Genomic DNA, 14,321 nt, shown 5'->3' on the forward strand with positions numbered 1-14,321 from the left:
TGCGTCGAAAGTTCTGGCCAGCGCCCCCTGTCCAATGCCTTTCGTGCGCGCACGGGTCCCGGGGCCGGCCGACGCGCACCGTCGGCCGGCTCCCTGTTCACTCACCTCATGAGCCGCCCCCCAACAGTCCCGCCCGTCGCCCGCCGCCACCCTCAGCGGAGGGGCCTTCGGCCCCGAGCCTCCCTGATGCCCGGGCCCAGCGGTACTTCGCGCCGAGTACGGCCACCGGCTTCTCGGTCGTGTACGGGTACGCCACGACACCCCGCTCGTAGAGGTACTGGCAGGCCTCCTCGACCTCGACGTCGCCGGCGAGCGACGCCACCACCGGCTTCTCGATCCCGCGCTCCCGGAAATCGGCCACCACGCGCGCGGTGAGCTCGGCGAAGACCATCGGAGGGGTGACGATGGTGTGCCAGTAGCCGAGGACCAGCGCATGGATGCGCGGGTCCTCCAGACCCAGCCGGATCGTCGCCTCGTACGTCGACGGCGGCTCGCCCCCGGTGATGTCCACCGGGTTGCCCGCGGCCCCGAAGGGCGGGATGAACTTCCGGAACGACGCGTCCAGGTCCGGCGGGATCTCCATCAGGGTCAAGCCGTTGTCGGTCACCGCGTCGGACAGCAGTACACCGCTGCCGCCCGCCCCGGTGATGATCACGACGTTGTCACCCTGAGGAGTAGGAAGCACCGGCAACGCGCGCGCGTACTCCAGCATGTCGTTCAGCCCGGGTGCCCGGATGACACCGGCCTGCCGCAGGATGTCGTCGTACACGGCGTCGTCGCCCGCGAGGGCCCCCGTGTGCGAGCCGGCGGCCTTCGCGCCCGCCGCTGTACGGCCCGCCTTCAGCACCACGACCGGCTTCTTGGGGACGGTCTCCCGCGCGGCCTCCACGAACGCCCGGCCGTCCTTGAGGTCCTCCAGGTGCATGGCGATGCACTCGGTGTGCGGATCCTCGCCGAACCAGGTCAGCAGGTCGTCCTCGTCCAGATCGGACTTGTTGCCCAGGCCGACGATCGCCGACACGCCGGTCTTCGTGGTCCGGGCGAAGCCCAGGATCGCCATCCCTATGCCGCCGGACTGCGAGGTGAGCGCCACCCCGCCCTTGACGTCGTACGGTGTGCAGAACGTGGCGCACAGGTCCTGCCAGGTCGAGTAGTAGCCGTAGATGTTCGGGCCGAGCAGCCGGATGCCGTGCCGCTCCGCTATCTCGACGATCTCGGCCTGGAGTTCGTGCTCGCCGGTCTCCGCGAACCCGGACGGGATCAGCACGGCGTTGGGGATCTTCTTGCGCCCCACCTCCTCCAGCGCCGCGGCCACGAACTTGGCGGGAATGGCGAAGACGGCCACATCCACCTCACCGGGAACGTCCGTGACACTCTTGTACGCCTTGCGGCCCAGAATGTCATCGGCCTTGGGGTTCACCGGGTGGATCTCTCCCGGGAAGCCGCCGTCGACGAGGTTGCGCATCACCGAGTTGCCGATCTTGCCCTGCTCGTTGGAGGCGCCGATCACGGCGACCGAGCGCGGCTGCATCAACCGGCGCATGGAGGTGAGGATTTCGTCGCGCGAGTAGCGGCGGCGCTGCTTCGCGGGCGTCTCGGAGAGGATCACGCGGATGTCCGCGGCGACCGCTCCCTCGGGGGTGGCGATCACCGGGTTGAGGTCCACCTCGGCGATCTCCGGGAAGTCCGTGACGAGTTGGGAGACCCGGCGGATCTGCTCGGCGATCGCCCACCGGTCCACGCCCGCCGCGCCGCGCACCCCCCGCAGGATCTCCGCCGACCGGATCGAGTCCAGCATGGAGAGCGCCTCGTCGGCGTCCACGGGCGCGAGCCGGAACGTGACGTCCTTGAGGACCTCGACCAGCACTCCGCCGAGCCCGAAGGCCACGACCTTCCCGAACGTCGGGTCCGTCACCGCGCCGACGATGACTTCCTGTCCCTGCGGCAGCAGCTCCTGCACCTGCACGCCCGCTATGCGGGCGTCCGCGTTGTACGCGCGCGCGTTGTCGATGATTCTGTGGAACGCGGCCCGTACGTCACCGGCCCCCTCGACGCCGACGATCACACCGCCGGCGTCGGTCTTGTGCAGGATGTCCGGCGAGACGATCTTCATCACGACCGGCCCGCCGAACCGCGCCGCGTACGCCACGGCCTCGTCGACGTCGGTCGCCAGTTCCTCGCCCGGTACGGCGATCCCGTAGGCGTCGGCGATCACCTTGCCCTCGGGTGCGGTCAGCGCCGTGCGCCCCTCGGCGCGCACGGCGTCGAGGAGCGCGCGCACCCTGAGCACCCGGTCTTCGGCCATCACGTCAGATCACTCCGTTCGACTTGAGCAGGCGCAGCTCCTCGTCGCCGAGGCCGAGCTCGCCGACGTAGACCTCTTCGTTGTGCTCGCCGAGCAAGGGTGAACTGGTCACGTCCACGGGGGAGTCGGAGAGCTTGAGCGGGCTGCCGACGGTCACGAACTCGCCGCGTTCCGGGTGCGGCACGCGGACGACCATCTCGTTCGCGACCAGCGAGGTGTCCTCGATGATCTCCTTGGTGGACAGGATCGGCCCGCACGGGATGTTGTGCGCGTTGAGCTTCTCCAGCACCTCCCACTTGGGCAGGGTCGAGGACCACTCCTCGATGAGCTGGAACATCTTGTTGAGCTTGGGCAGCCGGGCCTCCGGCGTCGACCACTCCGGATCGTCGGCCAGTTCGGGCCGGCCGATCAGCTCGCTGATCGGCTGCCAGCCGACGGGCTGCACGATGACGTACACGTAGTCGTTCGGACCGCCCGGCGCGCACTTGACCGCCCAGCCGGGCTGGCCGCCGCCGGACGCGTTCCCGGACCTGGGAACCTCGTCGCCGAAGTCCTCGTTGGGATATTCAGCGAGCGGGCCGTGGGCCAGGCGCTGCTGATCGCGCAGCTTCACCCGGCAGAGGTTGAGCACAGCGTGCTGCATGGCCACGTTCACCCGCTGCCCGCGCCCGGTGCGCTCCCGCTGGTACAGCGCCGCGAGGATGCCCGCCACGGCGTGCACGCCCGTGCCCGAGTCCCCGATCTGGGCCCCTGTCGCCAGCGGCGGCCCGTCCTCGAAACCGGTGGTCGACATCGACCCGCCCATGGCCTGCGCGACGACCTCGTACGCCTTGAAGTTGGTGTACGGGCCTTCGCCGAACCCCTTGATGGAGGCATAGACGATCCGTGGATTGATCTCCTGGATGCGGTCCCAGGTGAAGCCCATGCGGTCGACCGCGCCCGGTCCGAAGTTCTCGACCATGACGTCGGAGCGCCGGATCAGTTCGGTGAGGAGTTCCTTGCCGCGCTCGGTCTTGGTGTTGAGGGTGATGCTCCGCTTGTTGCAGTTGAGCATCGTGAAGTAGAGGGAGTCGACGTCCGGGAGGTCGCGCAGCTGTTTGCGCGTGATGTCCCCGGTCGGCGCCTCCAGCTTCACGACGTCCGCGCCGAGCCAGGCGAGCAGCTGGGTTGCGGAGGGCCCGGACTGGACGTGGGTCATGTCCAGGACGCGGATGCCTTCGAGAGCCTTGGTGGTCACCGGATCACCTCACTTGTACATGGTCTGGTTCATGGTTCCGGGGGCGTACGCGTCCGGGTCGACCCAGACGTTGATCAGCGACGGCTTCCCGGACTCCCGGGCGCGCCGCAGCGCGGGGCCGATGTCGGCGGGGTCGCGGACCTCCTCGCCGTAACCGCCCAGCATCTGCGCGAACTTGTCGTAGTGGACGTCGCCGAGGGTGTTGCCGACCCGCTCGCGCTCCTTGCCGTACTTGGCGGCCTGGCCGTAGCGGATCTGGTTCATCGAGGAGTTGTTGCCGACGATGCCGACGAACGGGAGGTCGTAGCGGACGAGGGTTTCGAAGTCCCAGCCGGTCAGGGAGAAGGCGCCGTCGCCGAAGAGGGCGACTACCTCCTTGTCGGGCCGCGCCTGCTTGGCCGCGAGCACGAACGGGACGCCGACGCCGAGCGTGCCCAGCGGACCCGGGTCCATCCAGTGCCCGGGCGACTTGGGCTGCACGACCTGCCCGGAGAAGGTGACGATGTCGCCGCCGTCGCCGATGTAGATCGAGTCCTCGGTGAGGAAGTCGTTGATCTCGCTGACCAGGCGGTACGGATGGATCGGCGAGGCGTCCGAGCGCAGCTGCGGCAGCCGCTTCTCCAGCGCGGTCTGCTCGGCGGCGCGCAGCTCGTCGAGCCACTCCTTGCGCTTCGACGCGCCCCCGTTGACGCGTCCGGAGGCCGCCTCGGTCACCGACTTCAGCACCAGCCCCGCGTCGCCGACGATCCCCAGGTCGATGTCCCGGTTCTTGCCGACGGTGCGGTAGTCGAGGTCGATCTGTACGACGGTCGCGTCCGGCGACAGCCGCTTGCCGTAGCCCATACGGAAGTCGAAGGGCGTGCCGACGATGACGATGACGTCGGCATTGGAGAAGGCGTAGCGGCGGGAGAGCTGGAAGTGGTGCGGGTCGCCGGGCGGGAGGGTGCCGCGTCCGGCGCCGTTCATGTACGCCGGGACGTTGAGCGTGCGCACCAGTTCGATGGCCGCCTCGGTGCCACGGGTCGTCCACACCTGGCTGCCCAGCAGGATCGCGGGCTTCTCGGCGTGCACGAGCAGGTCGGCAAGCTTCTCGATCGCCTCGGGATCGCCGGCCGAGCGGGTGGAGGCGCGGTAGGCGCCGGGCTTCGGTACGCGTGCCTTGGACACCGGCACCTTCGCATCGAGGACGTCGCGCGGGATCTCCAGGAAGGAGGGGCCGGGCGCGCCGTGGTAGCACTCGCGGAACGCCATCGACACCATGTCCGCCGCGCGCGCCGTGTCCGGAACGGCCGCCGCGAACTTGGTGATCGGCGTCATCATGTCGACGTGCGGTAGGTCCTGCAGGGAGCCCATCTTGTGCTGGGTGAGGGCTCCTTGACCGCCGATCAGCAGCATCGGGGACTCGGCGCGGAAGGCGTTGGCGACTCCGGTGACGGCGTCGGTCGTCCCCGGGCCGGCGGTGACGACCGCGCAGCCGGGCTTGCCGGTGATGCGGGCGTAACCGTCGGCGGCGTGTGCGGCGACCTGCTCGTGGCGGACGTCGACGACTTCGATGCCCTCGTCGACGCAGCCGTCGTAGATGTCGATGATGTGGCCGCCGCACAGGGTGTAGATGCGCTCCACCCCCTCGGCTTTGAGGGCCTTGGCGACGAGGTGACCGCCGGAGATCACGTCCTGGGTGTCGTCGGGCATGGCGAAGTCCTGTCCCTTCATAGGGGGTTGGCACGCTCTCGCGGTACATTGCATACAGTCGACGAATACTGTATGAAGCTTGTTATCCCGCATCCGGTGGGTGGTGTCCAGGGGGCGTGCGGCACTTTCCAGACAGGAGCCGAGATGGACCTGTACGAGCACCAGGCAAGGGAACTCTTCGAGGAACACGGCATCTTGGTGCCGCGGGCCGAAGTCACCGACTCGCCCAAGGAGGCACGCGAGATCGCCCGCCGACTCGGTGGCCGGGTCGTCGTCAAGGCCCAGGTCAAGACGGGTGGCCGGGGCAAGGCAGGCGGAGTGAAGCCGGCCGCCGACCCGGCCGCCGCGGAACTGACGGCGCGACAGATCCTCGGAATGGACATCAAGGGCCACACGGTCGGCAAGGTCATGCTGGCTCAACCCGTCGACATCGAGACCGAGTTCTACGTCTCCTACGTCCTCGACCGGGCAGCGGGCGGCTTCCTCGCCATCGCTTCCGCGGAGGGCGGCATGGACATCGAGGAGGTCGCCGCCACCCGGCCCGATGCCGTGGCGCGCGTGCACATCGACCCTGCCGAGGGCGTCACCTCGGCGAAGGCAGGTGAGATCGCCGAGGCGGCCGGACTGCCGCCACAGACCGTCGACGTGCTCGTACGGCTGTGGGAGGTGCTGATCCGCGAGGACGCGCTCCTCGTCGAGGTCAACCCGCTCGTGCGCACCCGGCAGGGGCAGATCCTGGCTCTCGACGGCAAGGTCACCCTGGACGACAACGCCCGCTTCCGGCAGGTCCGGTGGGGCGCCGAGGGGGCGGAGCACGACGATCCGCTGGAGGCGGTGGCCGCCGCGAAGGGCCTCAACTACGTCAAGCTCGACGGCGAGGTCGGCATCATCGGCAACGGCGCCGGACTGGTCATGTCGACCCTCGACGTGGTCGCCGGCTGCGGCGCCCGTCCCGCCAACTTCCTCGACATCGGGGGCGGAGCCTCCGCCCAGATCATGGCCGACGGTCTGACCGTCATCCTCTCCGACCCGGCCGTGAAGTCGGTGTTCGTCAACGTCTTCGGCGGCATCACCGCCTGCGACGCGGTCGCCGACGGCATCGTGCAGGCCCTGGACGCGGTCCAGTTGACCAAGCCGCTGGTCGTCCGCCTGGACGGCAACAACGCCGCACGCGGCCGGGTGATCCTCGACGAACGGGCGCATCCGCTGGTCCAGCAGGCCACCACCATGGACGGCGCCGCACGCAAGGCGGCCCAGCTCGCCAACGCAGCCTGAGGAGACGGGACATGGCGATCTATCTCACCAAGGAGAGCAAGGTCCTCGTCCAGGGCATGACCGGCGGCGAGGGCATGAAGCACACCCGGCGCATGCTCGCGGCCGGCACGAATGTCGTCGGCGGGGTCAACCCGCGCAAGGCGGGCCGCACGGTCGACTTCGACAACCGTGCCGTGCCCGTTTTCGGCTCGGTCCGCGCGGGCATGGACGCGACCGGAGCCGACGTCACGGTCGTCTTCGTACCGCCCGCCTTCGCCAAGGCGGCCGTCGTCGAGGCCGCGGACGCGGGTATCGGCCTCGCGGTCGTCATCACCGAGGGCATCCCGGTGCACGACTCGGTCGCCTTCACGGCGTACGCGCGGTCGAAGGGCACGCGCATCATCGGCCCCAACTGCCCAGGCCTGATCAGCCCCGGTCAGTCCAACGCGGGCATCATCCCGGCCGACATCACCAAGCCCGGCCGCATCGGCCTGGTGTCGAAGTCCGGGACGCTGACGTACCAGCTCATGTACGAACTCCGTGACATCGGCTTTTCGACCTGCGTGGGCATCGGCGGCGACCCGGTCGTCGGCACCACGCACATCGACTGCCTGGCCGCGTTCCAGGGCGACCCGGAAACCGACCTGATCGTGCTGATCGGGGAGATCGGCGGCGACGCGGAGGAACGCGCCGCCGCATACATCCGCGAGCGCGTCACCAAGCCGGTCGTCGGCTACATCGCCGGCTTCACCGCCCCCGAGGGCAGGACCATGGGGCACGCGGGCGCCATCGTGTCCGGATCCTCCGGGACAGCGCAGGCGAAGAAGGAGGCGCTGGAGGCGGCCGGAGTGCGGGTGGGGAGTACGCCGACGGAGACGGCCAAGCTGGTGTCGGCCGCGCTGGCGGCCACCGAGTGATGTCACTCATAGTTGTCGCGAGGTGACTGTCGCGCAGCCCGGCGCGTCACTGGCTTCCCCGGTACGACGTCCCCGCACGGCGGTGCGAGCCGTGCGCGGGACCAGCCATGCATCTCCGGCCCACCCGTCACCCACCACCACCCTTCCAAGGAAGGCCCTACGGGCCCTTTTCCTCTCGACTGTGCACCGAGAGCGGAGCTCACCAATGGCACCCACCCTCACCCTCAAGTCGGACACCTCCTGGGCCGACGCCTGGCAGCGCTGCCTCGTCGTCGCCCCCGAGGCCTTCCGCGACGACCGCATCCTCAACCTCTGGAACGCCGCCTGGCAGGCCGACGGCCGGGCCCTGCCCGCCACCACACCCGTCGACGGCACCCCCATCGCGGGTCCGCCGCGACTCGACGGCACCACCGCTCACCAGGCCGTACGTGCCTCACTCGACCAGCACCGCGCCTGGCGGCACATCCCCCTCGACGAACGCCGGGCCCGCGTCGCGGCCACCCTGGACGCCCTCACCGAGCACCGCGAACTGCTCGCGCTGCTGCTGGTCTGGGAGATCGGCAAACCCTGGCGGCTCGCCCAGGCGGACGTCGACCGGGCGATCGACGGGGTGCGCTGGTACGTCGACGGCATCGAGCCGATGGTCGCCGGGCGGGCCCCGCTGGACGGCCCGGTGTCCAACATCGCGAGCTGGAACTACCCGATGAGCGTGCTCGTTCACGCATTGCTGGCACAGGCACTGGCAGGCAATGCGGTCATCGCCAAGACCCCGACCGACGGCGGTGTCGCCTGTCTGACCCTGGCCTGCGCGCTCGCCGCCCGCGAGGGACTTCCCGTCACCCTCGTCAGCGGCAGCGGAGGCGAGTTGTCCCAGGCGCTGGTGCGGGCGCCCGAGATCGGCTGCGTCTCCTTCGTCGGCGGCCGCGACACCGGCGCCGCGGTGGCCACGGCCGTCGCCGATCTCGGCAAGCGGCACATCCTCGAACAGGAAGGACTCAACACCTGGGGCATCTGGAACTTCACGGACTGGGACACGCTCACGGCGGTCGTTCCCAAGCTCTTCGACTACGGCAAACAGCGCTGCACGGCCTACCCGCGCTTCGTCGTCCAGCGTGCGCTGTTCGACGAGTTCCTGGCGGCGTACCTCCCGGCGGTCCGCACGCTCAGGGTCGGCCATCCGCTCGCGGTCGAGCAGCGCGACGACCCCTACCCGGCGTTGGACTTCGGGCCGGTGATCAATGCGGCCAAGGCCAAGGAGCTGCACGACCAGGTGGCGGAGGCCATCGACCGCGGGGCCGTCCCGCTGCACCGCGGCCGGCTGAGCGACGCGCGCTTCCTGCCCGGCCAGGACACCTCGGCGTACGTCCAGCCGGTCACGATCCTGAACCCGCCGCCGTCCTCCCCGCTGCACCACGCGGAACCCTTCGGCCCGGTCGACACCATCGTCCTGGTCGACACGGAGGCGGAGCTGCTGGCCGCGATGAACGCGTCCAACGGCGCGCTGGTCGCCACGCTGTCCACGGACGACCGGGCGACGTTCGACCGGCTCGCCCCGCAGATCCGTGCCTTCAAGGTGGGTCACGGCAAGCCCCGCTCCCGTGGCGACCGCGAGGAGCTGTTCGGCGGCTTCGGCGCGTCCTGGCGCGGCGCGTTCGTCGGCGGCGAGCTGCTCGTGCGTGCGGTGACGCAGGGGCCGGCGGGGGAGAGGCTGCCCGGCAACTTCCCGGACTACCACCTCATGCCGTGATCACCCGTCGCGCCTGCCGGACTTGCACCGAAGAGTGACACCCCGACCACTCGCCGTGCCCCGGCCGGTCGGGGTGACACACCCGCCTCAGGGGACGGAAACGCAGGTGAAGGGCACTCCGAAACCTTGGTATTGTTGTCCGTGTCGCCCCGGGGAACACCCCCGGCAAGGCGGCGGACACCTGGTCCGGGTGGCGGAATGGCAGACGCGCTAGCTTGAGGTGCTAGTGCCCTTTATCGGGCGTGGGGGTTCAAGTCCCCCCTCGGACACCAGCTGAGACCCCTGTTCACCAGGGGTCTCTTGCTTGTCCGGGCTGTGGCGTGACCAACACCCGAGCGGCCGTCATGCATCACCTCGATGGCCTACGGTGTGGCCCGTGAAGAGGGAGAGAAAGCACGCCTTGGGGCTCCGGCTGGGCGGGGCAGCGGCGGCAGCCGTTTTATCCGGAGCGATCGGCGGTTGGGCCTATGCGAGGGCGGGCGGCTCGGCCGGGGACGTGACACGGGATCTGGCCGTCGGCTGGACGTATGCGGGCGCGGGCCTGATCGCCTGGTGGCGCCGGCCCGCGAACCGCACGGGCGCGCTGTTGGTCGCCGAGGGCGTCACCTGGTTCCTGGGCAATCTCCAGGGGACCGACGTGCCCGCCCTGTTCGCCCTGGGCGCCTGGTGGGAGGCGCTCAACATGGCCGTCCTGGCGCATTTGTTGCTCTCGTTCCCCGACGGGCGCCTCACCACGGCGCTGACGCGGCGCATGGTCTTCTTCGCGTACGGGCTCGTCGCCGTGGGTGGGCTCCTGAGGGCGATGATGTTCGACCCGGCCGTCTCCTCGGACGCCACCTATCTGGACTGCCGCGGCTGCGGCCCGAATCTGCTGCTGGTGCCCGGCACCACGGGACTCTTCGACTACGTCGACGGTGCCTACCGGGCGGTGGGCTGGGTCCTGACCGTGGCCGCGGTGGTGATGCTCGTCAGACGCTGGCGGCATGCCTCGGTGGCGCGGCGACGGGCGCTGCTGCCGGCCTGGATCGCCGTCGTCATCGCCACCGCCTTCCTGCTCTCGCACGTCGTGCTGCGCGTGGTCCCCGGGATCGGCGACTCCGGGGAGAGCGCTGTCTACCTGGCCTCCGACCTCGCACAGGCCGCCGTGCCGCTGGCCTTCCTCGCCGGTCTGCTGCGGATGCAGCTGCAGCGCGCCGAGGTGAGCGGCCTGGTCATCGAGGTCGGCGCCGACCCGGATCCGGTGCGGCTGCGCGAGGCGCTCGCCCGGGTGCTCGGCGACCCCGGGCTGAGACTGGGCCTGTGGAACGAGGAGCGCGGCGCATATCTCGACGGCGAAGGCCGGCCCGTGCGGCCGGAGGGCGCGGGGCGCACCCGCGTGGACTCCTCGCGCGGCGCCGCGCTGGCACTGCTGCGGCACGACCCGGCGCTCGCCGAGGACCCGCAGCTGCTGGAGGCCGTGTCCGCGGCACTGCGGCTGGCGCTGGAGAACGTCTGGCTGCGCAACCAGGCCAAGGAAGTGACCTCGCGTATCGTCCGGGCCGCCGACACCGAACGCAAGCGGCTGGAGCGGGACCTCCACGACGGCGCCCAGGCCCGGATCGTCTTCGCGCTGATGGCGCTGCGCCGCCTGGACAAGGGGCTCGCGGACCATCCGGACGGGTCGCTGCGCCGCTCGGTCGCCGAGGTCGAGAGCAGTCTGAAGCTGGCGCTCGAGGAGCTGCGGGGCATCGCGCACGGCATCCATCCGGCCGTCCTCACCCGTGAGGGCCTCGGCCCGGCGCTGAAGGCGCTGGCGGAGCAGGCCCAACTGACCGTCGTCGTGGCCGCCGAACCCCGACGGTACGATCCGGTCGTCGAGTCCACCGCCTACTTCACCGTCTGCGAGGCGTTGTCCAACGCCGCCAAGCACGCACGGGCGAAGGCCGTGAGTGTCTCCGCCCGGCACCACGACGGCAAGCTGGTCATCGAGACGGTCGACGACGGTGTCGGCGGCGCCGACACGGGGCGCGGCAGCGGGCTGCTCGGCCTCGCGGACCGGCTCGCCGCCGTCGACGGCGTACTGCACATTCACAGCCCCGCGGGCGGCGGGACGAGGATCAGGGCGGAGCTGCCGTGCGTGTGATCGTGGCCGAGGATTCGGCGATTCTGCGGGAGGGGATCGTACGTCTTCTCACCGACGAGGGCTTCGAGGTGCCCGCGCACTGCGGGGACACCGGCCCCCTGCTCGACCTGGTCGCCCAGCACCGGCCGGACGTGGTCCTGCTGGACATCCGGATGCCCCCGACACACACCGACGAGGGCATCCGAGCGGCGGCCGCCGTCCGTGAGCACCACCCCGGCACCGGAGTGCTGCTGCTGTCCCAGTACGTCGAGACCGCCGGCACCGTCCAGGCGCTCCTGCAGAACCAGCGCGGATTCGGCTACCTCCTCAAGGAACGTGTCGCCGACGCCGACGAACTCGCCGACGCGCTGAAGCGGGTCGCCGCCGGCGGGACCGTCGTGGAGCCGGAGGTCGTCGCCCGGCTGATGGACGCCCCCCGGCCGGTGGACCCGCTCGACGAACTCACCGCGAGGGAGCGCGAGGTGCTGGCCCTGATGGCCGAGGGACGGTCCAATGAGGCCATCGCGCAGCGACTGGTCATCGGCGGCAAGACGGTGGAGACGCACGTACGGAACATCTTCACCAAGCTGCAGCTCGAAGCCGACCTCATGGACCATCGCCGGGTGATGGCCGTGCTGACGTATCTGCGAGCCTGACCCCTCGCCAGGCTCAAGCCGGCGCCCCGCTCCGGGGACGGCAGTTCCCCCGTACTCCCCCGTGAGTCCCCCGTGTTTCCCTGCCGTCTCCCGGAGCGGTGCCGGTGAGAACAACCGTAAACGGGCCCGGGTCCCGGGACATCAGGGTCAGCCCTGAGATCCGGAACCGGGGCCACCAGGTCTGGACCGGCGACCGGCTGGTCCTCGCCGTGCGTGTCAGTGGCGCGGGAAGTACGCCTTCGGCAGCCGCATCCCGCGGTCGGCCATGATCTGCCGGACACGGTCCGGGTAGTTCGTGATGATGCCGTCGACCCCCATGTCCATGAGCGCCTCCACCGTGGCCGGGTCGTCGCAGGTCCACGGGACGACCTTCAGGCCCCGCGCGTGGGCCTCGGCGATCATCGTGCGGTCGGGGTAGAAGCGGAAGCCGGGGTCACCGATCTTGCCGTTCTGCGGGAAGCCGTAGTTGGGGGAGAGCGCCTTGACGCCGGGTACGGCCGCGGCGGCCCTGACGAAGTCGCCGCCGTAGTCGTCGGCGTCGATCCCGCCGAGCCAGGGGGAGGCGCCGGGCTTGCCGACCTGGAGGAAGTCGTAGTTGGTCAGCGCCACCAGCGGCCACCGCGGCGCGAGCCTGTGCATCTCCTTCAGCGCGCCCCAGTCGAAGGACTGGATGGTGACCTGGCGCTCGAGGCCCGAGGCGCGGATCTCCTCGTACACGCGGCGCACGAACAGCTCGCGCGGCGCGGTCTGCTCGGGCGCTCCCGCTTCGACCTTCGTCTCGATGTTGAGGGTGACCTGCCCGGCCTTGTAGCTCTTGACGAGGTCCAGGACGTCCCGAAGCTCGACCATGCGGGCGCCCTTGATCTGCTCCTGCTCGGGGTAGCCGGGCAGTTGCTGATAGCCGCAGTCCATCGTGCGGATCTGCGCCAGCGTCAGGTCCTTGATGTACTTGCCGACGTACGGGTACATCGGGTCGCCCGGCACGACCGGTGCCGTGTCCCGGCACTTCTGGGCGCTGACCTGCCGGTCGTGGGTGACGACGACCTTCCGGTCCTTGGTGACCTGGGTGTCCAGTTCCAGGGTGGTGACACCCAGCCGCAGCGCCTTGCCGAACCCTTCCAGGGTGCTCTCGGTCGTCATGCCGAGGCCGCCGCGGTGGGCCTGCAGGTCGAAGTGCGACTTCCGGGGCAGGACGCCGGGGTCACCCGTCGTCGTCGCATGGGCGGCCGTCGGGAGGGCGAGCACCGGCACCAGGGCCAGGCCGGCGAGGAAATGTCGTGCGGACATCGAAACCTCACTCGTTGGGGGTTGGGGCGATCCCAGGACGCTAGTTCGACGCCGGGCGCGGCTGAAGACCTCGGCGTGATGCAGCTGTGAACGCTCGACGAACCCGAGGGTGACTGGGCGGTCACCCGAAAATGGCAGGCCGGCCGCCGGGCGAGCGCGGCATCATGGCCGTCCGCCGCCGCCCGTGCCACCGGGGCGCGCGATGAATCCGGGGGGACCTGTGACCGTGACGAACATCCTGCTGTCCGGCGTCGTCGGCTCGACCGCCTACGGACTGGCCCACGAGGGCTCCGACGTGGACCGGCTCGGCCTGTTCGCCGCCTCCACCGAGACCCTGCACGGCCTGCACGGCCCGAAGGAGTCCCACGTCACCACGGCCCCCGACCGCACTCTGCACGAGGCCGCCAAGTGGTGCCGGCTCGCCCTCGGCGGCAATCCCACCGTCATGGAACTCGTCTGGCTGCCGGAGGAGTTGTACGAGGTGCGGACGGAGCTCGGCGACGAGCTCATCGGCATCCGGGCGTCCTTCCTGAGCGCCCGGCGGGTCCGCGATGCCTATCTCGGCTACGCCACACAGCAGTTCAGGAAGCTCCAGAGCCGCGGCGACGGTTCGTTCTCCGCGGACACCCGCAAGCGCACCGCGAAGCACGCCCGCCATCTCAAGCGACTGTGCCGGCAGGGCTACGAGCTCTACACCACCGGGCAGTTGACCATCCGGGTCGAGGACCCCGAGAGCTACCACGCCTTCGGCGAGCAGGTCGCCGCCGACCCCGCGGCCGCGCTGCCGCTGCTGCGCCGTTTCGAGGCGGCCTTCGACGAGTCCCGCACCGTACTGCCCGAACAGCCCGACGAGACGGCCGCGGAGGCATGGCTGCGGCGGGTCCGGGCGTGCTTCTACACACCGGACGCGATCCGGACGTAGACCTCGGAAAAAGAATCCGGGCGTAGGCCTCGAGAAAGGATTCCGGACGTAGACCTCGAAAAAAATCCGGTGCTTCGCGCCCACCCGGTTCCCTACACTCGCCATGTTCCGAACAGCGAGTCGAGTGAGGGGAGCCGGGCCGTGCGTGACCGCATCGCCGTCGTCGTTCCCCGCTCCCGCTTCGAGGTGATCCTCGTGTCTCC

The 14,321-nt window shown here is 70.2% G+C and carries 10 protein-coding genes and 1 tRNA gene; 7 read left to right on the top strand and 4 right to left on the bottom strand.

Annotation, left to right across the window (positions count from 1 at the left end; all coding sequences use genetic code 11):
- Positions 1–106: 106 nt before the first annotated feature.
- Genes ACFVJQ_RS10600 through ACFVJQ_RS10610 form a run of 3 tightly spaced genes read right to left on the bottom strand, consistent with a single transcriptional unit; the run spans position 107 to position 5,234 of the window.
- Complete coding sequence (locus tag ACFVJQ_RS10600; RefSeq protein WP_385510086.1) at positions 107–2,305, bottom strand: acetate--CoA ligase family protein; 2,199 nt, start codon at positions 2,303–2,305, stop codon at positions 107–109.
- Between the two features lie 4 nt (positions 2,306–2,309).
- A complete protein-coding gene (frc, locus tag ACFVJQ_RS10605) occupies positions 2,310–3,542 on the bottom strand; it encodes a formyl-CoA transferase (RefSeq protein ID WP_385259289.1) in 1,233 nt (410 codons plus the stop codon).
- Between the two features lie 9 nt (positions 3,543–3,551).
- The gene (locus tag ACFVJQ_RS10610; protein WP_385782581.1) at positions 3,552–5,234 is read right to left on the bottom strand and encodes a thiamine pyrophosphate-binding protein; all 1,683 of its coding nucleotides are present in this window, start codon (positions 5,232–5,234) and stop codon (positions 3,552–3,554) included.
- Positions 5,235–5,378: 144 nt separating this feature from the next.
- Between ACFVJQ_RS10610 and sucC the strand changes: the two genes are divergently transcribed.
- The 6 genes from sucC to ACFVJQ_RS10640 all read left to right on the top strand — a co-directional run bounded on the left by sucC (position 5,379) and on the right by ACFVJQ_RS10640 (position 11,909).
- Complete coding sequence (gene sucC, locus ACFVJQ_RS10615) at positions 5,379–6,509, top strand: ADP-forming succinate--CoA ligase subunit beta (RefSeq protein ID WP_385782584.1); 1,131 nt, start codon at positions 5,379–5,381, stop codon at positions 6,507–6,509.
- 11 nt (positions 6,510–6,520) lie between these two features.
- Positions 6,521–7,405 (top strand): succinate--CoA ligase subunit alpha, encoded by an 885-nt coding sequence (gene sucD / locus ACFVJQ_RS10620; protein ID WP_385509895.1) that lies wholly within the window; start codon positions 6,521–6,523, stop codon positions 7,403–7,405.
- 205 nt (positions 7,406–7,610) lie between these two features.
- Positions 7,611–9,152, top strand: coding sequence for an aldehyde dehydrogenase family protein (locus tag ACFVJQ_RS10625; protein ID WP_385509896.1), 1,542 nt, complete (start codon positions 7,611–7,613; stop codon positions 9,150–9,152).
- 184 nt (positions 9,153–9,336) lie between these two features.
- Positions 9,337–9,424 (top strand) — tRNA-Leu (locus ACFVJQ_RS10630).
- Positions 9,425–9,648: 224 nt separating this feature from the next.
- Positions 9,649–11,274, top strand: coding sequence for a sensor histidine kinase (locus ACFVJQ_RS10635; RefSeq protein ID WP_385782589.1), 1,626 nt, complete (start codon positions 9,649–9,651; stop codon positions 11,272–11,274).
- A complete protein-coding gene (locus ACFVJQ_RS10640; protein WP_385510088.1) occupies positions 11,271–11,909 on the top strand; it encodes a LuxR C-terminal-related transcriptional regulator in 639 nt (212 codons plus the stop codon). The genes ACFVJQ_RS10635 and ACFVJQ_RS10640 overlap by 4 nt, the downstream gene beginning before the upstream one ends.
- 216 nt (positions 11,910–12,125) lie before the next feature.
- On the opposite strand, the gene ACFVJQ_RS10645 is transcribed toward ACFVJQ_RS10640, so the two are convergent.
- Complete coding sequence (locus ACFVJQ_RS10645) at positions 12,126–13,196, bottom strand: glycerophosphodiester phosphodiesterase family protein (RefSeq protein ID WP_385782592.1); 1,071 nt, start codon at positions 13,194–13,196, stop codon at positions 12,126–12,128.
- A 220-nt stretch (positions 13,197–13,416) separates the two neighbouring features.
- Between ACFVJQ_RS10645 and ACFVJQ_RS10650 the strand changes: the two genes are divergently transcribed.
- Positions 13,417–14,118: a DNA polymerase beta superfamily protein gene (locus ACFVJQ_RS10650; protein ID WP_385782595.1), complete on the top strand. Its 702-nt coding sequence runs from the start codon at positions 13,417–13,419 to the stop codon at positions 14,116–14,118.
- The last annotated feature ends 203 nt before the right edge of the window (positions 14,119–14,321 follow it).

Origin of the sequence: Streptomyces sp. NPDC127197 (assembly GCF_042672405.1) — a bacterium.
Classification (GTDB): Bacteria; Actinomycetota; Actinomycetes; order Streptomycetales; family Streptomycetaceae; genus Streptomyces; species Streptomyces flavusporus.

Bases quoted from the DNA above. Each gene is read 5' to 3' on its own strand.
- ACFVJQ_RS10600 (WP_385510086.1), bottom strand. From the start codon at position 2,305: ATGGCCGAAGACCGGGTGCTCAGGGTGCGCGCGCTCCTCGACGCCGTG.
- ACFVJQ_RS10610 (WP_385782581.1), bottom strand. From the start codon at position 5,234: ATGCCCGACGACACCCAGGACGTGATCTCCGGCGGTCACCTCGTCGCC.
- sucC (WP_385782584.1), top strand. From the start codon at position 5,379: ATGGACCTGTACGAGCACCAGGCAAGGGAACTCTTCGAGGAACACGGC.
- sucD (WP_385509895.1), top strand. From the start codon at position 6,521: ATGGCGATCTATCTCACCAAGGAGAGCAAGGTCCTCGTCCAGGGCATG.
- ACFVJQ_RS10625 (WP_385509896.1), top strand. From the start codon at position 7,611: ATGGCACCCACCCTCACCCTCAAGTCGGACACCTCCTGGGCCGACGCC.
- ACFVJQ_RS10645 (WP_385782592.1), bottom strand. From the start codon at position 13,196: ATGTCCGCACGACATTTCCTCGCCGGCCTGGCCCTGGTGCCGGTGCTC.